Source organism: Acidobacteriota bacterium (assembly GCA_016196035.1).
Classification (GTDB): Bacteria; Acidobacteriota; Blastocatellia; order RBC074; family RBC074; genus JACPYM01.
The window spans coordinates 35,176-53,653 of the sequence record JACPYM010000131.1 but is presented as its reverse complement, the minus strand read 5'-3'; the positions used below and the strand labels follow the sequence as shown (position 1 = coordinate 53,653).

16 protein-coding genes are annotated in these 18,478 nt (G+C 58.9%); 7 read left to right on the top strand and 9 right to left on the bottom strand.

Features of this window, described 5'->3' with window-relative positions:
- Positions 1-264 precede the first annotated feature (264 nt).
- Complete coding sequence (locus HY011_35860) at positions 265-786, top strand: Uma2 family endonuclease (protein MBI3428330.1); 522 nt, start codon at positions 265-267, stop codon at positions 784-786.
- Between the two features lie 121 nt (positions 787-907).
- On the opposite strand, the gene HY011_35855 is transcribed toward HY011_35860, so the two are convergent.
- From HY011_35855 to rlmB, 7 genes are all read right to left on the bottom strand, one after another.
- Positions 908-3,910: a c-type cytochrome gene (locus HY011_35855; GenBank protein ID MBI3428329.1), complete on the bottom strand. Its 3,003-nt coding sequence runs from the start codon at positions 3,908-3,910 to the stop codon at positions 908-910.
- A gap of 177 nt (positions 3,911-4,087) precedes the next feature.
- On the bottom strand, positions 4,088-4,582 hold the full coding sequence (locus tag HY011_35850) for a hypothetical protein (protein ID MBI3428328.1): 495 nt from the start codon (positions 4,580-4,582) through the stop codon (positions 4,088-4,090).
- A 316-nt stretch (positions 4,583-4,898) separates the two neighbouring features.
- Positions 4,899-5,765 (bottom strand): SCO family protein, encoded by an 867-nt coding sequence (locus tag HY011_35845; GenBank protein ID MBI3428327.1) that lies wholly within the window; start codon positions 5,763-5,765, stop codon positions 4,899-4,901.
- 175 nt (positions 5,766-5,940) lie between these two features.
- On the bottom strand, positions 5,941-7,563 hold the full coding sequence (gene hpnI, locus HY011_35840) for a bacteriohopanetetrol glucosamine biosynthesis glycosyltransferase HpnI (protein MBI3428326.1): 1,623 nt from the start codon (positions 7,561-7,563) through the stop codon (positions 5,941-5,943).
- Positions 7,560-7,958, bottom strand: coding sequence for an EamA family transporter (locus HY011_35835; protein MBI3428325.1), 399 nt, complete (start codon positions 7,956-7,958; stop codon positions 7,560-7,562). Before HY011_35835 ends, hpnI begins: the two co-directional genes overlap by 4 nt.
- Before the next feature lie 177 nt (positions 7,959-8,135).
- Positions 8,136-9,044: a hopanoid biosynthesis-associated protein HpnK gene (hpnK, locus tag HY011_35830; GenBank protein MBI3428324.1), complete on the bottom strand. Its 909-nt coding sequence runs from the start codon at positions 9,042-9,044 to the stop codon at positions 8,136-8,138.
- Between the two features lie 26 nt (positions 9,045-9,070).
- Entirely contained in the window at positions 9,071-9,835 is a 765-nt protein-coding gene (gene rlmB, locus HY011_35825; GenBank protein ID MBI3428323.1) for a 23S rRNA (guanosine(2251)-2'-O)-methyltransferase RlmB, read from the bottom strand.
- Positions 9,836-9,992: 157 nt separating this feature from the next.
- Between rlmB and HY011_35820 the strand changes: the two genes are divergently transcribed.
- Complete coding sequence (locus tag HY011_35820) at positions 9,993-10,730, top strand: MotA/TolQ/ExbB proton channel family protein (protein MBI3428322.1); 738 nt, start codon at positions 9,993-9,995, stop codon at positions 10,728-10,730.
- A gap of 400 nt (positions 10,731-11,130) precedes the next feature.
- A complete protein-coding gene (locus HY011_35815; protein ID MBI3428321.1) occupies positions 11,131-11,982 on the top strand; it encodes a PepSY domain-containing protein in 852 nt (283 codons plus the stop codon).
- Positions 11,983-12,222: 240 nt separating this feature from the next.
- Here HY011_35815 and HY011_35810 read toward each other — a convergent pair whose 3' ends face one another.
- A complete protein-coding gene (locus tag HY011_35810; protein MBI3428320.1) occupies positions 12,223-13,935 on the bottom strand; it encodes a hypothetical protein in 1,713 nt (570 codons plus the stop codon).
- Between the two features lie 614 nt (positions 13,936-14,549).
- Here HY011_35810 and HY011_35805 point away from each other — a divergent pair.
- The gene (locus tag HY011_35805; protein ID MBI3428319.1) at positions 14,550-15,440 is read left to right on the top strand and encodes a serine hydrolase; all 891 of its coding nucleotides are present in this window, start codon (positions 14,550-14,552) and stop codon (positions 15,438-15,440) included.
- 1 nt (position 15,441) lies between these two features.
- Here the strand turns inward: HY011_35805 and HY011_35800 are convergent, their stop codons facing one another.
- The gene (locus HY011_35800; protein ID MBI3428318.1) at positions 15,442-16,737 is read right to left on the bottom strand and encodes an ergothioneine biosynthesis protein EgtB; all 1,296 of its coding nucleotides are present in this window, start codon (positions 16,735-16,737) and stop codon (positions 15,442-15,444) included.
- Positions 16,738-16,759: 22 nt separating this feature from the next.
- On the opposite strand from HY011_35800, the gene HY011_35795 reads away from it, so the two are divergent.
- From HY011_35795 to HY011_35785, 3 genes are all read left to right on the top strand, one after another.
- Positions 16,760-17,176, top strand: coding sequence for a transcriptional repressor (locus HY011_35795; protein ID MBI3428317.1), 417 nt, complete (start codon positions 16,760-16,762; stop codon positions 17,174-17,176).
- A 156-nt stretch (positions 17,177-17,332) separates the two neighbouring features.
- Positions 17,333-17,881 carry a peroxiredoxin gene (locus tag HY011_35790; protein ID MBI3428316.1) on the top strand — a complete coding sequence of 183 codons (549 nt, stop codon included), beginning with the start codon at positions 17,333-17,335 and terminating at the stop codon, positions 17,879-17,881.
- A gap of 116 nt (positions 17,882-17,997) precedes the next feature.
- Complete coding sequence (locus HY011_35785; protein ID MBI3428315.1) at positions 17,998-18,447, top strand: redoxin domain-containing protein; 450 nt, start codon at positions 17,998-18,000, stop codon at positions 18,445-18,447.
- Positions 18,448-18,478: the final 31 nt, after the last annotated feature.

Below are 18,478 nucleotides of genomic sequence, written 5' to 3'. Positions count from 1 at the left end.
CCGGACGTAGCGTCAGGTCACGAAATCCACTGCCGGTCATGTCTCGTCCCGCGCCCCTGCCGGGGCGCAAAGGCAATAACGACAAGCCTCCGGTGTTTTCACCACCGGCTAATATCCGCCGCGCCTCCGGCGCATAAGAGAGCAGATGTGGGTAATGACAAGGCCATTGGCTTCCCCTCCTCTTTGTCTTCTTCTGTTGCCGCGCCGTATTGCTGCGGCTAAAATCCGCCTCGTCCCATTCTTGCTTTAAGTGGAGGAACTACGATGACTGCAGTTGCAGAATTAGCGGTGGCCGAAGCCGTCATTGATGACAGCGACTACGAAATTGTAAATGGTGTTAAGGAGGTCAAAATGGCCGGAGCTTTGCACGGACGCACGATTATGCGTTTGGGATGGCGGTTGGCGATGCACGTCGAGCAAAACCAGCTTGGTGATATGTACAGCCCGGACACTACGTTTCTCATTGGCGCGAATGAGCGGTTGCCTGATCTGGCGTTTCTTGCCAAAGAACGCATCCCCGCAGAAGGCGTGCCGTTTGGCAAATGGGACATTGCCCCCGACCTCGCCGTCGAAGTCATTTCGCCCAACGATATTTACACCAACGTCAAAACCAAACTCAGTGACTATTTCAACGCTGGCGTGCGCGAAGTTTGGATCGTCGAACCGGAAACCAAGCTGGTGACGATCTATCAATCGCTCACCCGCGACCGCATCCTGAGCGAAGACGATCAACTGACCAGCGACTTGCTACCCGGGTTTACCTGTCGTGTGGGTGACCTTTTCTAAAGCGGTTCGCGCAATATTGGAAACTGCTTTTCACCACGAAGCGACGAAGAGTACGAAGAAAGCCATCAGCCTGCTTCGTGTTCTTCGTCGCTTCGTGGTTTCAGGCCTGTCAACTGCGCTCTCACAACCCGCCCCGCAAATACGCCAAAATATCCGCCAGCGCCTGCTGATCGAATTGCTTCTCAAACCCATCCGGCATCAACGAAAGCGCCGAGGCGCGAATGTTAGCGATGTTGGCGCGCAGAATCGTCACGTCGCCTTCGGCCCCGCCGCGCAAGGTGAGCGTGCCCGGCGTCTCATTGCCCAGCACGCCGTCGTAAATGTGGCCGTCCTTGGTCGTCACGATGTAATTCACGAAGCGCGGCTCGATGGCCTTGCTGGGATTGAGAATCGAAGTGATCAACTCTTCTTTGGTTTTGTTGTTGATGCCCGAAAGGTCGGCGCCGATGCGGGCCTTTTCGCGTTGGGGCAGGTGGCATTTGGCGCAGTTGTCCTCGAAGTATTTCTTGCCGCGCGCGACATCGCCCGTGAGTTTGGCGGCGTCGAGGTAGGCGGTGACGACTTGGGCGCGGTCGCTCAGTTCTTCTTTGAAAAACTTTTGCGCGCGTTCCGAGATGGCTTTGTCGGGATGATCAACCAGCCGGGCGCGGGCCGCCGGGTCGAAGGCCGTGCGCTCGATGCGCTCGTCTTCGGCGGCTTGCAACAGCGCGCGCATCCATTCCTGATTGGTCAGCAGTGCGTTGAGCACCTTTTGCCGCGCATCGGGCAAGTAGCTTTTCCAGTGCGCCAGCAAGAGCGGCGCGATGTTTTGCTCGTCGAAGGCGGCCAGTGATTCGATGGCGGCGCTCTGCACGTCGGGCGTGTCGTGCGCGACGAGCAGCTTGGCCAGGATGGGTTGTACCGCCGCGAATTGGCCGCCGCGCAAGGCGCGCACGGCGACGACGCGCTTGGGCATGGTCAGCGCCGTGTTCGCGGCATCGTTGGTCGCTTTGGTGACCAGCGCGCGCAATTCAAAATAGCGCGCCAAATCCCAGGCGGCGGCCTGCACCTTGTCGTTGCTGTGGTTGAGATAGGGCGCGAGCAAGGCTTCGGCCTGGGCGGCTTGCAGGTTTTTGACGCCCGCCAGCTTGATGCCTTTGGCGAGTCCGGCCAGCGCGACTTCGGGCTTTTTCAGTTTGTTGAGCGAAGCGAGGAAGCGCGTCAATTCGCCCGCCTCGTGTTTCGCGCCGACGAGCGCGGCCAGTTGCGTGAAGAGGTCGGCGTTCTCCCAATCCGGTTTCTTGGTGCGCAATAAAGCATAGAACTGCGAGGCGGAATCGGCTGCTGAACTCAAGATTGCCAGCCGGAACCATTGATCATCGCTGCGTTGCAACGCCAAGTCGGCCAGCGCATTCAACGCGCGCACATCTGTTAACTGGCCTAGCGTAAAGGCTGCTTGGAACTGCACGCGCAAGTCGCTGTCTTTGGCAGTTGCCAGTGTGGCGTCAGCCAGTGCTTTTGATTTGAGCAAGAAGCTTTCAGCTAATCTCAAGCCATGTTCGCGCAAATGCGCGTCGCTGTCTTTCAACGCCTTCAAGATTAACGCTTCGTCCAAGGCTGACAGCCCTTCCAGCGTCCACAGCGCATGCAAGCGGCCCTGCGGCGACGCGCTCTTTTCCGCCAACTCTTTCAGATACGGAATGGCCGCCTTGTCCTGCCGTTCGACCAGCAAGCGTTGCGCGGTGAAGCGGTGCCAGCCGTTCGCGTGTTCGAGCGTCTTGACCAGTTCCGCCGTGCTGGCCGTGCCCAGATTCACTTTCAGCCCGCGTTGCACATTCGGTTTATTCGGCGCAATCCGCCAGATGCGGCCCAGTTTGTCGCCTGCGTAAAAGTCCATGCCTTTCTTGATTTCTTCAGGAATGGATTCAGGCGTTTCGATGAACAGGCGGTAGATGTCCATCACGTACAAATTGCCGTCAGGCGCGTTGGCGAAATTGCAGGGGCGAAACCAGACATCGGTCGCGGCCAGAAACTCGGTGTTGTTCAATGAACGCGACGCCGTGAACGTCACGCCATCCGGCTTGACGATGTCGCGGTGAATCAGGTTGGCGCTGACATCGCCGGTGAAAACATTGTTGCGATATTCGGCAGGGAAGTTGTCGCCGTTATAAACCGTGCCGCCGCTCGCGCCGCTGAAATAGCCGCCGACCTGCTCGACGCGATTCAGGCCGTTCTCGTTGTAGCGTTGCTGGCGCAGCGCCGTGCGCTCTTTGCGCCATTCCTGCGGCTCGGTCAGCGGGAAGATTTGCGCCGACGGTTTGCCGTGATCGGAAATGTCAAAGGCGTAGGCAGGCACTTCCAACAACGGCGCGCGGCGAATGTACTGCATTGGCAGAATAACGTGGCGCAGATGAATCGTGTTTTGTGTGATGAACTGATTGCCGAAATCATCGAACGACGAACCGAATTGCGCCGGGCCACTGGCGGCTTCGGCCAGGTCGCGCGTCGGGTTGAAGCGGAAATCAGTCCCGCGAATCAGAATCGGCGGACGTTCGGGGTGAGCGGGCGAAGTCACTTTGCCATCGTTGCCGTTCTGCGCGCCGTAAAACCAGTTGTCCAGGCCATACCGCAAATTGGTGATGCGCGCTTCGGGGTTGACCATTGGGAAGCCGGTGTAAAGCACCTGGCGCACATCGGCCTTGCCATCGCCGTCATTGTCTTTCAGCCACAAAATGTCGGGCGCGGCGGTGACCAGCAGGCCGCCCTTCCACGGATGCAAGCCGCTGACTTCGAGCACGTGCTCGGCGAAGATCGTGGTAGTTTCATACACGCCGTCGCCGTCCTTGTCTTCGAGCATACGAATGCGCGAACGCGCGGGTGTGCCGGGCGGCGGGTCTTCGGGATAGTCGAGCATCTCGGCGACATAAAGCCTGCCGAATTCATCCCACGCCATTTCGGTCGGACTCATGACTTTTGGCTCGCTCAAAAAAAGTTCGGCTTTGGAAGCTTCGCTGAGCTTGAAGGTTTTGAGTTCGCCCTGCGCGGTTTGTGCCTGCGGGCCTGCGCCGGTTTTTGTCGTAGGTTGATTGTGGCAGGCGGCGAACGTGACGGCCACGAGCACAGCAGTCACAAGCAAGAGTTTCAAAACGAATTGGTGTTTGGAAGATGCGTTCATAACAGCAGGAAGACGGAGCGAGAGACTACGGCCAGCCCTGGGTACGCAGCGCTTCCAGCGTGCGGTCTCGGCGTCAGACGTTTTTCTACCGGTGGGAATACATCTAATGCCGAGACCGCACGCTGGAAGCGCTGCGTACCCAGGAAATTACTTCGCTTTCACCTTAATCACGAAGTAGGTGAAGACCTTGCCTTTTTCCACCAGCAATTGGTGCGGCATGTTCGTGGGGATGTGCACGACATCGCCAGCAGCTAAATTGCGCCGTTCGCCACCTTTGATCGCCTCGCCGCGCGTTTCACCGGGTTCGACCAGCTTGGCGTTGACGACTTCGCCGCCGATGACGAGGGTGGCCGCGCCGCTTTGCACGACGAAATAATCATCCATTTGGGCGTGGACTTCGGCGATGCCATCGGCTTCGCGGTGGCTGATGGCGACGTTGCTGGAACCGTAGTCACCTAGTTTGACGCTGGAGGTTTTATTTGGGCCGCCGGTCTTTTCGCGCAACGGCTTTTCGTAATCGCGCAACTCCTTCGCGCTCCAATAGCCAAAGTTGGGCAAGTCGGCGATAGGGCGGCGGGCAAGCACTGCGCCCACGCCGACCAACACACAGAGAACCAGTGACAGTAGCAAACTTAGCTTCATCGTTGAGAGACTCCTTGTAAACAGATTGAATCGAAAAGTGCGGCGCGGATTTGCCGCGTGCTAGGGGAAACTGAGGGCACGGTTTTGTCAATGTCAGTTGGCGTTAAAGGCAGTCAGAAAATGCAACCACGAAGCACCGCATCCGGTGGCCAAACAATCTCAGTCGTTCCAACTTTCCATTTTTGTGCAGGGCTGAATCCTGAATCCCGGTTCCTGATCCCTGACCAGTAAAAACCCACCAGCATTTTTCGTTTGCCAGGGATCAGGAACCGGGATTCAGGATTCAGTCTTTGTCGGGAAATCCCTTGCTGATGAACTACAGCTTCTCCAACTCCCGCACGATCTCTTCCGGCTTCCATTCGTTGCCGCGATAGACTTTCACGACTTTGCCGTCGGCGCTGACAATGGCGGTGCGCAGGCCGTGGATGATCTGGTCTTTTTCCGCCCAGTATTGCAGGCCGAAAAACTCAGCGACCTTTTTGACCTCGCCGGGCGCGCCGGCGGCGAATTCCCATTGTTTGAAATCGGGCTTGCCAACATAGCCTGCGCCATAGGTGCGCAAAACTTGTGGCTTGTCGTAGTCGGGATCAACGCTGATGCTGAGCAGGTGCGTTTTGGTTTTGAGCTTGTCATTGGCGTCTACGGCGGCTTTGACTTTGGCGAAATTCTGGCTCATCAGCGGGCAGTAATCGGGCAGCGGGCAGCGCGTGTAAATGAAGGTCAGCACCAGCGGGCCGCCGCGATATTGTTTGAAACTGATTTTCTTGCCGTCCTGATTGACCAGGGTGAAATCGGGCACTTCCGCGCCCGCTGAAGGTTCGACGCCGGTTTCCTCGCTACGCGCGAGCGTGGGGTCTACGACTTTGGTGATGACCGGATTTTCCAGCCAGGTCATGCCCTGGTCTACGACCAGCGTGGCCTGAATTTGCGCGCCGAGTGTCAGATCGCTGTAAACCCAATCGTCGGTCAGCGTGAAGGGCATCGTCATCGCCTCCATATAATCGCCGATCTTGTCGTGCGCGATGGTGACCTTGTGTTTGGCCTTGTCAGCAGAGACGACCTTGCCTTTTAGTTCATACTGTTTCGCGCCCGCGGTCGCTTGCGGTTTTTTGGGTTGGCAAGCGGTGAAGAGCAAGCCCGTTAGCACGCATAGCGTAAAGAAACGAATGATAGATGAATGCATAAGACTCCTCTGAAGCTGGTAGGACAGACTGCCTGGCAGCGAGACGGTACCGCGCGCGTGAGCAAGCGGAGCTTGTGCGATTCGGCCAATGGCGTCAGCTTGACGCGCCGCTTGCTCACGCGCGGTACCGTCTCGGCACGAGCTGCTCTCGTGGCAAACCGCTCTAAAGGCTGTCCTACCTTCCTGTGGGCGCAAGTTTGCCGCCCGGTAAGACGCGGAAGTTCGTCCCGCGCCAATGAATCTCGTCGCCGATAAAGCTGGCCAGCCAAACGCCAAACGTAATCAGGTCGCGCACCGGCACCAGCCAGAACCAGCGCGCCAAGACGAAATCTTGCAAGCCCAGCACGCCGACGACAAACGCCGGCAGCGCGCGAATCACGAGCGTCAGCGCCAGCAGGCCCCAGGCAAACGGGCTGAATTGCCAGGCCAGCAGGGACAGCAGCGCGGTCACCGTGCCATACGTCAGGATCAAGCCGCGATAGCCCCAGGGACGCGAGATACGCGTCGAACGGCCCCAGCGCAATTGATGCCGCAACATCGCGCCGAACGAATCCGGCCCGGTAACGTGTTCGACGACGTAATCAGAGAGCACGACTTCATAACCCGCCGCCGCCGTGAAATTGCCGAGCAGAAAATCATCGGCCAGATAATCAGCCACCGCTGGGAAGCCGCCGATTTTTTCCAGCAACGCCCGTTTCAACGCGATGGTCGAACCGAGAGCGAATTTGATGCCTTCGAGCGTGCGCGCCGCACAGACTTCCGGCCCGAAAGTTGACGAGATGCCGATGTTCTCCAACAGCCCGCCCAACGTCGTCGCATTCGTGCCGCGATAGAGACAGGTGACCATGCCGACGCGGGGCTGTTGCAACGGCGCGACGACGCGGCGCAGGTAATCCGGCCCGACGCGGATGTCGCTGTCCACGAGCAACAGCACTTCGTGTTTGGCCGCCGCGAGCATATTTTGCAGATTTGAAACTTTGCGATTGAAGCCGATTTCTTTGGGCGAAACCACCAGCGCAATGTCACACGCAGGGAAATCGCGTTGCAGCTTTTCGATGATCGGGAGCGCCGGATCGCTGGTGTCCTGCACACCGAAGACGATTTGGAAGACCGGGAAATTCTGCCGGCAAAAGCTGGCGAAGTTTTCATACGCATGCGCATCGGCCCCGCGCACCGGTTTGAAAATCGTGGCGGCAGGCGTATAGCTCAACCCCAACGCGCGCTGCCGCCGCCGGTCGCGAAACCAGAACAGCCCCGCCAACAGGGCCACGCTGTAGTAAACACAGGCCGCCGTCACACAGACCAGCAACACGACGCGCACCGCGAAGAGCAGCCAGAAAAGCAACGGCGCGGTTGCTTGACTCACCACTGCCGCCGGCGCAAGCAAGGCGTAAAACGCCTGCCACCATTGCAGCGCGTGTGTTTCAACTGTGCTGGATAATGAAATCAGCGCCACGCCGCCTGCCACCAGCAACGTGCCCAACCAGCGTTCGCGCGAGATGCGTTCGTGCAAAAAGAAGCGCCCGCCCAAGGTGTTCGTAATGTAACTGACCGCCGTCAGCGGCACGACGAAACTCAGATCGGCGTAGCTCAGCAAACTGATAAACGTGAAAAACGCGCCAGCCAAACAGGCGACGCCCGCGAACAAAAAGGGATTGCGCAACATCCGCCAAAGCGCGCCAGCCAAGGCGCGCGGACGCAACGAAACCGCGCCGACCTGTTGCATACCCTTGGCCGACAGGAGTTCGCCCAGCGAACTGCACACGATCAGATTGCACAACAGCAGAAAGGTTTTCACGCCACCGCGCCTCCGGTGGTTTTTTGTTCGGTGCGCGAGACGATGGCTACGCCCACGCAAATGATCGTGGTGCCCAGCCAGCGCCCCAACGAGACGTGCTCGCCCAACAGCCAACGCGCCAGCGCCGCATTTAGCACGTAACCGAACGCCGTCACCGGCAACACGAAACTCAAATCGGCCCACGAGAGTGCGACCAGGTAGAGCAGGTAAAACAGCGTCAGCGATGCAATGCCCAGCCAGACATACGGCGTGGTGAAGACCTGCACGCCGAGGTGAAAGAGCGCCACCGGGTCGAGCGTGTTGATCTCGCCGATGCTTTTCATGCCTTTGGTTAAACAGACATCGCCGAGCACTTGGGCGCAGATGGCGATGAACAGGACAACGAGCGTTTTCATAATGCGGAGCTTAATGCAGTACCGGGAGCGGTAGCGACCGGGTTGTTCGACAAGCTGCCAGCTTGTCGAAGCGTGGCCGTTAGTCCATTAGGTTGATAGCCGGAACTTCGACAAGCTGGCAGCTTGTCGAACAGACAAGCGACCTTCGAGTTGTGCATAACCGAAATCACCCGGTCGCTACCGCTCCCGGTACTGCACCGCTGTTTCGTATGTCGTCAGCGCAAAGCCAGCTTGTTCGATGGCCTGGCGCACTTGCGCGCTCGTCAATGCTTGCAACTCGCGCGCGCCGCCGGGATTCTCGCTTTGCGCGGCGGCGTCAGCATCAGGCGCCAGCGGATGCGCGTAAATTTCCGTCGTCGTTTGTGCCATGCGTGGAATCAGTCCGAGCAAATAATCTTCGTTCAGGTCGCCCGATTGCAATAGGCCGTAAACCTTTTGCGGTTGCACAAAGCCGCGCCCGCGCAATTGCCGCTCGCACCAGTTGCCCAACAGGTTGAAGACCGTGCCCCAGACCAGCTTGAGCGGCAGGTGGCGGCGATCCAGGCGCAGGCTCAAGCGCATTTCACCTTTCACGACGCGCACGCGCCGGACGCCGAACTCTTCGCAAAGGCGGATGAGTTCGGCGAAAACCACGGGATGTTGATGCAGGTGCGTGTGGCCGTCAACGTGCGAAAAGGGCAGGCTGGTCGCCGCGAACTTTTCAAACTGGACGCGCATCTCGCGGCGCACTTCACGGCGCGCGGCCTGGCTGAAATAGTATTGAATGCCCGCCTGAAACGAACTGTCGGTGAAACGGCCTTGCGCGTCGGTGATGTGAGGGATTTCAGCGTGCGGCAAGGCGGCGCGTCCGAGCACGAGCACCAAGTGCAAGCCGACCGCGAGTGTGGGATTGGCTTGGGCGAGTGCGACGGCCTCTGCGGCGGCGCTTTCATTCACCATCAGACTGGCGCTGGTCAAAATGCCTTCGCGATGGGCTTGCAGAATGGCGCGATTGACACCGTCGGAATAACCGAAATCGTCGCCGTTGACAATGAGTGGCACGCGCCCGAAGTGCGCCGCCGCTTTGGTTTGTTGATTACCGGTCATCGAAATGCGAAAAACTGTGCCCTTGCCTACGCCTGAGCGACTGACGCGGCGCGTTGCCGCAGTACTTCAAACAACACCACGCCGCTGGCCACGCTCACGTTCAGCGAATTCAACTGCCCGCGCATTGGAATCGAAACCACGGCGTCGCAATGTTCGCGCACCAGGCGGCGGATGCCTTTGCCTTCGCCGCCCAGCACGAGCGCCAACGCGGGCGTGAAATCGAAGTGCCAGTGTTGCGTGGGGGCGTTGCCTTCGACGCCGACGACCCAGATGCCGCGCGCCTTCAGGTCTTCGATCAGGCGCGACAGATTGGTCACGCGGGCCACGCGCACATATTCGACCGCGCCCGCCGAAGTCTTGGCGACCGTTTCATTCAACCCGGCGGCGCGGTGTTCGGGGATGAAAACGCCATCCACACCCGCGCCTTCGCAGGTGCGCAGGATCGCGCCCAGGTTGTGCGGGTCTTCGATGCCGTCGAGCAGCACCAGCAGCGCGGGTTTGTCGGGCGAGAGCGCGTCCAGAATCGTTTCGGCTTCGACATAGCCGCTGTGCCGGGTGGCGGCGTCGGTGAAAGCAACGACGCCTTGATGATTGGCCTGGCGCGTCAGTTCATCGAGCAAACGGCGGTCGCGCTTTTCGACGCGCACGCCCGCACGTTTGGCCAATTCGAGCAATTCGTTCAGCCGCGCGGGCTGAGCGCCGTCGAGAATCAGAATCTTGTTGATGGAACGGCGGCGTGCGCGCAAGGCTTCGAGCACGGGCAGCAGGCCGTAAATTTGATTGTTCGCCATGGGGCGTGAGTATGCGGATGGCGGCAATTGGTTGCAAGCCATAGCCTGGTTGGGAACTTCTTGATCGTAACGGCGTCTAAGCGCGCGTGGTTGTTGCTGGCCGCTTCATTTTCCCAAAACAAATCAATCTCTGCTGAACGGATCGGAGGAATCGTTTATGGCTACGTGTCTCTGCTGGTTGTCTGTATCGTTTGCGCTGGCGCTGCAACAGCCCGCCAAATCGGTGCTGTCGCTCAATCCGCGCGATATGATTACAAGTATGAGTTGGCTCGGTGTCGCGGTCGTCATCGTGCTGTTGTTGATGTCCATCTATTCGCTGGCGCTGATGCTGGAACGCTACCTGACATACAAGGCGGCGGCGCGGCAATCGCGCGAGTTTGCGCCGAAAGTGGCGGAGTTGTTGCGGCAGGCGCAACTGGAGAATGCGTTGAAGCTCTCGCAAACCTATCAGCGCAGCCATCTGGCCGTGGTGGTGAATTCGGGCTTGCAGGAATTGGCTGCTAGCACGGCGCTCGTTAAACCCGCACGGCAAATGCGCAAGGCCAAACGCGCCGTCAGACGCGCGGCGGCCATGAAAAGCGCCGAGTTGCAACGCGGGCTTTCCGCCCTGGCGACGGTCGGTTCAACCGCGCCTTTTGTCGGCCTGTTCGGCACGGTCATCGGCATCATTCACGCGTTTGAAGTCATGGGCCAGCAGCAAACCTCCGGCTTCAGCGCCATTGCGGGCGGCATTTCCGAGGCGTTGGTGACGACGGCCTTTGGCTTGGTCGTCGCGATTCCGGCGGTGTGGATGTTCAACTACTTCACCAGCCGCGTGCATGGGTTCGAGGTCGAGATGAACAACTCGGCGGATGAATTAATTGATTACTTTCTGCAACAACGCGAAGGGCATTAGAGCGGGTTGCAATTGCGTTTGCGGAATACGTTGTGCCGGGGCGGTACCGCGCGCGTGAGCAAGCGGAGCTTGTGCGGTTTATGCCGGGCGGTACCGCGCGCGTGAGCAAGCGGAGCCTGGGCGGTTCGGCCAACGGCATTGGCTTAATGCGCCGCTTGCTCACGCGCGCGGTACCGCCCCGCTGCGCGGCTTTTCCCAGACACTGATGTGAGAACCGCTCTAAGCCCATCACCAGCGTCCCCGTCGGTTGCTTGCGTTCAGCCAGCGAGCGTGAAATCATCACGCTCGCATTGACAACTGAGCGAGCCGCAAAAAGGCGCAACGAACGTCAAACGTGTTTGCGCCTTTTGTGCTTTTTTGCGGCTGAACTGTCACCGTCGTTTTTACTGGGAGAGCCGCGATGAGAATGGCTGGATTTACCGCGTTGTGTTGTGGGTTGTCATTGGGTTCGCTGGGGCTGTTGGCTTGCGCCGCGCCCGGCCAGGTCGGCGTCAAAACGCCGCAACAACGCGGCAGCGATTACCCCCCCGCCTTTGAAGCAACAGCCGCACAACAGCAAGAAGCCGAGACCGCTTGGCGCGCCTTGCTCACCGAATTCCAATTGCCCGAAACCCAATTTGACGCCGAACCGGTGCTGAACACGCCGCGCGCCTTGCCATTGGCCCTGGCGGGTCGTATCAAACTCAGCCCGCAAGAAAGCCCGCTGGACGAATTGGCCGCCAAAGAGGCGTTGCGCCGTTTCATCGAACGCTATGCGGTGCTGCTCAGCGGTGGGCGGCGCGAGTCGGCGGCTTCGTTAAAGGATTTGTCGTTGATGACCTTCAGCAAGGAAGGTTCGCTGTATCGCGCCGTCTATCAGCAACGCAGCTTCCCCTATCCGCTGGCCAACGGTTTTGGCGAACTGATGCTGGTCATCAGCAAGACGGGTACGCTGTTGCAATGGAACAGCCGTTTGTTGCCGAAGCTGGAGCTGCCCGTGCGCACCCTGATTGCCGCCAAAGACTTGCCGGGCAAGTTCGTCGGACGCGCCTTCAGTTACAGCAGCTTTGCCGGGCAGCCGATGAGTTACAAAGTTGCCAAGCCCGACGAGGTCAGGGTCAAGGATTTGGTCGTGTATCCGAAACAATCAGGCAATCGCCTGTCGCTGCATCTCGCTTACCCGGTTGAAGTTGGCAGCGGGATGACGTGGACGGTCTATGTAGATGCGGTCACAGGCGAGGAGTTAGAAGTGCGGCAGAATTTCAATACCTAGAAGCAGTACGGGGAGCGTGAGTGACCTGAGTCTTGGGATTAAGACTGCTTGGGATTTCTCCATTGCGTCCAATGCCGAGGCGCAGGCCGCTCACGCTCCCCATTTTGTTTCGAGCCAGCCAGTTGAAGAGGTGAATGGGCGAAAGGATAGGCATTCACCAACACCTGGCATCCCCTTCAGGCCTGCGCCCGGCCTTTCACCCATGCCCCTCTTCAACGAACTGGCTTGAACTTCGCGGGTTCATGGTTTGACGAGCAGGAAATTGTCTACGATGAAATTGCTGCGGATGTAGCGATTCTGATTGCCCACCGCAAAGATCGTCAGTGGACGGCTGCCATCGTTCACGGTGAAGTTGAGCACCAGATGCGCAGTTTGCCCCGACGGTGACGAGACGCTGGCGCCGGGCGCGCCGTTGTTGAAATTCACGCCTAGTGTGGCAACGGTGCCGATGCTGGGCCAGACATCGCAACTCAAGGTGTAATTACCCGGCGGCAAGCTGATGTCTTGCGCGCACGAATCCGCCAGGCGGCGGCCATTCGCCTGGAATTTCAGCGCAAACTGACCATTCGTGATGTATTGCGGGTCAGTCACCATCAACGCGCCGCCGCCTTCGATGGCATACGTGATCAGCCGCCAGCCAAAGGTATCACCCGTTTCAAAGCTCGGATTGATGATCACATTCAGCGGCGTGCCGGAACCCGGCGTCGGCGTGGGTGTTGGTACTGGCGTAGGCGTCGCGGTGGGTTGCGGCGTCGGTGTGGCGGTTGGTTGTGGCGTGGGTGTCGCGGTTGGTTGTGGTGTGGGTGTGGGCGTCACGCTCGGACGCGGCGTGGGCGTCACGCTCGGACGTGGCGTGGGTGCGATGAAACCGCCGATGCGGCGGATGGTGTGGGTGAAATAGTCACTGACGAAAATTTCGCCGCGCGAATTGACCGCGACACCGCCGGGCCGGACGAAGGAGGCTTGCAGGGCTGGGCCATCCACGTTGTCTTCGACGCCGTTGCCCGCGATGGTCGTGACGAAGTTGCGTTGCACATCCAGCTTGCGCACTGTCGCGTTGTGCCAATCGCCGATAATGAAATTGCCTTCGCGGTCGCGCGTGATGCCGGTGGCGAGAAAGAAACCGGCTTGCAACGCCGGGCCATCGCCTTCGCCGCCGCCCGCGATGGTCGTGACATTGCCGTCCGCGACGGTCACGCGGCGGATACGGCTGTTAAAGAAATCGGCGATGACCAGATCGCCATTCACATCCAGGCAAACTTGCGGAGCCGCGCCGCTGAAACTGAACGCCGCCGCCGGGCCTTGGCCGTCTGCATAGCCGTTGTAGCTGCCCGCCACTGTCGAAACATAGCGCGTCGCATCAATCTTGCGCACCAGATTCGTGCCCGAATCCAAGACGTAGATATTGTCATTGGCATCCACGGCAACGCCGGAAGGTTTGGCGAAACGCGCCGTTAGACCCACGCCATTGAGCGCGCCATAGGTGCCGCTACCGGCGATGGTCGTGACCAAACCGGTGGGGCTGATGCTGCGCACGCGATTGTTGCCGTAATCGGCGACGATGATATTGCCGTGACTGTCGAGCGCCACGCCCGCCGGGCCGTAAAAGCGCGCCGCCGCGCCTTGCCCATTGGCATAGCCTTGCACGCTGCCCGCGAGGGTGGTGACGTTGCCTTGCGGATCAATCCGGCGCACACGGGCATTGCGGAAATCGGCCACGATGATGTTGTCATTGCCATCCACATAGATGCCCAGCGGCGCATTGAATCGCGCGCTGGTGCCTTGGCCGTCGGAAAAACCGGCTTGTGGAGTGCCGGCGAAGGTGTAAACGAAAAGATTGCTTTGGGCGTTGCCGGTGCGCGTGCTGTGGGGCGCAAAGGTAGCCAGGAAGGCGAGAACCAGGAGCGCCGCCAGCACGCCGGGCGTGCGATAGGCGAAGAAGTTTTTTTGCATAATGAAACCGATGTTTGCCGGGCGCGCGCGAAGCTGGACGGGGTTCGCGCCGCACAAATGTTTTAGATCGTCGTTGGATCAGAGAGAACGCAAACATCCGTAAAAGGGGAGAATGGATGTCTTTTCTGCCCGCCTCAAAATGCCCGCATCAAATGCCTGTTGAAACTATGTTGGCGATTTTTGCGGCCCTCTGATTGTCAAAGTGAAATGCAGGTTGCATCGCCGCCGGAAAGTTTTTCTTGGGTAATGGCGCGACGCCGTGTGTGTAGTTCGGCTGATTCGCTTGTCAAACTGAAAGATGATTGCGGGGCTTGTCGCTGGCGATATTCGCGGTGAGGGAAGCCAACTTGATTTGTGCCGTCAGTGAACGGGGTGCGCATTTTGTAACAGAACCTCCTGACCTTGTAAACCGCCAACTTGGTAAACCGGCAATTGGCAACCCGATGATGGCTGCGGTACATTCCGGCACACCGTGTGGCGGGACGGTACCGCGCGCGTGAGCAAGCGGTGCGTCAGGGTTTGCGCAATGGTTCAAACGTGCTGACTCCGCTTGCTCACGCGCGCGGTACCGCCACAACGCTGCTCGTCCCGCCAAGAAATTATGAGGTGTTCCTATGCGTTGCGTACTTGTTACTTTGTTCATCGTGGTTGCTGTGACGGCCACGGCTGTGGCCCAAACGCCGTTCGCCGGTTTGAAGCCCGAACTTGAAAAGCTCATCGCCGTTGCAGGCGCTGAAAAAGTCGGCGTGGCGCTCTATGACCTGGAAACCAAACAGAACTTTTTGCTCAACGAACGCGAAAGCTTCCACGCGGCCAGCACGATGAAGCTGCCGGTGATGATGGAAATTTTCCGGCGCGTCAAAGACAAGAAACTAAATTTGCAGGAAAAGCTCGAAGTCAAAAACCGCTTCTTCAGCGTCGTGGACGGCAGCGAATATCGTTTGCGGCGCGAAGATGACAGCGACGAAGAGCCATACAACCGCGTGGGCCAGGCGATGACCATCCTCGAATTGGTTACGCACATGATTCAGTGGAGCAGCAATCTGGCGACCAATCTGTTGATCGAAAAAGTGACCGCCGAAAAGGTGAACGACCTGGCGCACAGCCTGGGCGCAACGGACATGCAGGTTAAACGCGGGGTGGAAGATGGCAAGGCCTTTCAGGCAAAGATCAACAACACGACGACGGCTTATGATTTGATGGTGTTGTTGCAGGCCCTCGCCGAACGCAAATTTGCGAGCGGGAAAGTTTGCGATCAGATGATCGAGATTCTGGCTGGGCAGCGTTTCAACGACGGCATTCCCGCTGGCTTGCCGCGCGACACCCGCGTGGCGCATAAGACCGGTTCCATCACTAAACATAACCATGACGCGGCGATTGTCTTTGCGCCGGGGCGCAAACCATACGTGCTGGTCGTGCTGACGCGCGGCATCGAAAGGGAAAGAGACAGCGACAAACTGATCGCGGCCATCGCGCGGACGGTGCATCAGACGCTGGCGAAATGAATCAACCCACGTCGCGCGCCAACCGCAACCCGCTGAATTGCCAGCGCGCTTCGGGCGGGAAGAAGTTGCGATAACTGGCGCGCAGGTGCGATTGCGGCGACACACAGGAGCCGCCGCGCAGCACCAACTGATTGCACATGAATTTACCGTTGTACTCGCCCAACGCGCCCGGCGAAGGCTGATAGCCGGGGTAGGGCGTATACGCGCTCTGCGTCCATTCCCACACATCGCCGAACATTTGTGAGGGCACGCCGTCTGAGGAGGTTGCCGGTTGCGGATGCAGCACGCCGCTTTCGACGAAGTTGCCGCTGACGGGCAGGTTGGCTGCCGCGATTTCCCATTCGGCTTCGGTCGGCAGGCGCGCGCCCGACCAGCGTGCAAAGGCATCGGCTTCGTAATAGCTGAGGTGACACACCGGCTCTTCTTCATTCGAGGTCTGCCAACCGTTCAGCGTATGCGTGAACCATTGCCCGTCCTGTTGGTGCCAATACAGCGGCGCTTGCCAGCCTTCCTGCTGCACTTTGTGCCAGCCATCCGAAAGCCAGAGGGTGGGCGTGCTGTAACCGCCAGCCCGCATAAATTCCAAATACTCACGATTGATGACGGGCCGCGATGCTATTTCAAACGCATTGAGAAAGGCGCGGTGGCGCGGGGCTTCGTTGTCGAAGCAAAAGCCTTCGCCGTCGTAGCCGATCTGCTGCACACCCTCTGCATAACGCTGCCACCGCAAAGGCGCGGCCAAGCCGGTTGCCGTCGGCGCGCTTTGATAGGCCGGATGCAGCGGATTGAACGAGAAGAGGTGTTTGATGTCGGTCAAGAGCAATTCCTGATGTTGTTGTTCGTGGTGCAAGCCGAGTTCGATGACGGCCAACAGCGCAGGGGCAAGCGCGGCATCTGGCGCGAAAAGGCGTGCCATCTGCTCATCCACGTGCTGCCGATAGGCCCGCACATCGGCCAGCGAGGGGCGTGTCAGCAACGCGCGCTGTGGGCGCTGGTATTGTGCGCCGACGGTTTGGTAGTACGAATTGAACAAGTAGCGGAATTGCGGCTGAAAGTGGCGGTAAGTGCTGAGCGTTGGTTCGAGCACAAAGGTCTCAAAGAACCAACTGGTGTGTGCCAGATGCCATTTGGCGGGGCTGCAATCGGGCATGGATTGGACGGCGCAGTCTTCGGGCGAGAGCGGCGCGGCGAGCCTTTCCGTGGCGTGCCGGACATTTTGATAGCGCGTTGACAATGCAGAGGCGAGGCTCATCGAAGCACTCCTTAAACTTGGGCCGTTCAATTTGACCGGCCCCATACCTTAGAATTATTCTAAATCCATGAAGCGCACCAAAGCTAAAATCAGTTCACGGCAACGCGCTGTCGTTGAGGCGGCGTTGACACCGCAGCGCACCTGCGTCTTGGAGGCTGTCCGCAACACCGACGCGCATCCGACCGCCAACGAAGTCTATTTGCAAGCGCAGCAACGCTTGCCGGGCATCAGCTTTGCGACCGTTTACAACTCGCTGCGTTACCTGACCGCCGCCGGGTTGGTTAGCGAACTGACCTTCGGCAACGGAGCCAGCCGGTTTGACCGCCGCATCGAACGTCACGATCACGCCTGGTGCACGCAATGCGGGCTGCTGGCCGATCTGGCGTTGGACGAAACCGCCGAGTTGATGCGCATGGCCGCGCGCCGTTCGCGCTTCAAAGCGGAATCGGTGCATTTGACGCTGTATGGGTTGTGCCCGAACTGACGCCCGGACAAATGAGCCGGGCCGGATTCAGAAAAGATTCAGCACAACTGCTACAGCAAGCATCTTTGACGCGTTTCAATGAACACAAAAAAGAGCCGGGGCCTTTGCGGGAACCCGGCTATCAAGCATAAACACTAACGGAGGCAACATAACAAAATGTCTGTGAAAGCTAAAGTGGGCCAACCAGCGCCCGATTTCGTTCTTCCTTCCACCAAAAACGTCGAGAAGCTGGATCAGCCGGTCAAGCTGTCCGATTACAAAGGCAAGTGGGTCGTGCTGCTGTTCTATCCGCTCGATTTCACCTTTGTCTGCCCGACCGAATTGACGGCGTTCAGCGACCGCTACGACGAATTTGAAGGCATCGGCGCCGAAGTCATCGGCATCTCGACCGATTCGGTTTATTCGCACCGCGCGTGGTTGAAGCTGGAGCGTGACAAAGGCGGCGTCGCGGGCCTGAAATATCCATTGGGTTCGGACATCAACAAGACGATGGCCGAAGATTACGGCGTCTTGATTGACGGCAAAGGCATTGCCTTGCGCGGCCTCTTCGTGATTGATCCCGCAGGTATCCTGCGTTATGCCGTCGTGCATGATCTGAACATCGGACGTTCGACCGAAGAGACTTTGCGCGTCATCCAGGCGCTGCAAACCGGCGGCCTGTGCCAGGCCGAATGGCGTCCGGGGCAGGCAACGTTGAAGGTCTGATGGGTTGTTCGACAAGCTGCCAGCTTGTCGAGGTCTCGGCCTTGCAGCTTTTGGCAGGCTACTGAGACTTCGACAAGCTGGCAGCTTGCCGGACTTCGAGGAGCAAGATTATGCCGCTGAAGATCGGAACTGCGTTGCCCTCGTTCGCCGGCGCGACTGAATGGCTGACTGGCAATGCGGATGCAATCGAAGCCAGCGTCGGCCAGCCGACGCTGGTGCATTTCTGGGCGGTCAGTTGCGGCATCTGCAAAGACAACATGCCCAAGGTGACGGACTGGCGCGCGCAATACGCCGATAAAGGTTTGCGCGTTGTCGCGGTGCATATGCCGCGGTATCCCGCCGACACCGATGTGGCGGCGGTGAAAGCGGCGCGCGCGCAATATCAAATCACCAAACCTTGTGCCGTAGACAACGAGCACAAGCTGCGCGATGCGTTTCAAAACGAGCAAGGCTTCGTGCCTGCTTACTATTTATTCAACGCCGAGGGGCAATTGAAGAGTTTTGCCGTCGGGCAATTCGGGCCGCAGATCATCAAGTCTGCGCTCGAACGCATGTTTGACCGGTAAGGCTTGGCATTGACTCTGGCAAGGGGGAAGA

Coding starts and splice junctions, on each gene's coding strand:
- HY011_35860 (MBI3428330.1), top strand. CDS start 265: ATGACTGCAGTTGCAGAATTAGCGGTGGCCGAAGCCGTCATTGATGAC.
- HY011_35850 (MBI3428328.1), bottom strand. CDS start 4,582: ATGAAGCTAAGTTTGCTACTGTCACTGGTTCTCTGTGTGTTGGTCGGC.
- HY011_35845 (MBI3428327.1), bottom strand. CDS start 5,765: ATGCATTCATCTATCATTCGTTTCTTTACGCTATGCGTGCTAACGGGC.
- HY011_35835 (MBI3428325.1), bottom strand. CDS start 7,958: ATGAAAACGCTCGTTGTCCTGTTCATCGCCATCTGCGCCCAAGTGCTC.
- hpnK (MBI3428324.1), bottom strand. CDS start 9,044: ATGACCGGTAATCAACAAACCAAAGCGGCGGCGCACTTCGGGCGCGTG.
- rlmB (MBI3428323.1), bottom strand. CDS start 9,835: ATGGCGAACAATCAAATTTACGGCCTGCTGCCCGTGCTCGAAGCCTTG.
- HY011_35820 (MBI3428322.1), top strand. CDS start 9,993: ATGGCTACGTGTCTCTGCTGGTTGTCTGTATCGTTTGCGCTGGCGCTG.
- HY011_35815 (MBI3428321.1), top strand. CDS start 11,131: ATGAGAATGGCTGGATTTACCGCGTTGTGTTGTGGGTTGTCATTGGGT.
- HY011_35810 (MBI3428320.1), bottom strand. CDS start 13,935: ATGCAAAAAAACTTCTTCGCCTATCGCACGCCCGGCGTGCTGGCGGCG.
- HY011_35805 (MBI3428319.1), top strand. CDS start 14,550: ATGCGTTGCGTACTTGTTACTTTGTTCATCGTGGTTGCTGTGACGGCC.
- HY011_35800 (MBI3428318.1), bottom strand. CDS start 16,737: ATGGGGCCGGTCAAATTGAACGGCCCAAGTTTAAGGAGTGCTTCGATG.
- HY011_35795 (MBI3428317.1), top strand. CDS start 16,760: ATGAAGCGCACCAAAGCTAAAATCAGTTCACGGCAACGCGCTGTCGTT.
- HY011_35790 (MBI3428316.1), top strand. CDS start 17,333: ATGTCTGTGAAAGCTAAAGTGGGCCAACCAGCGCCCGATTTCGTTCTT.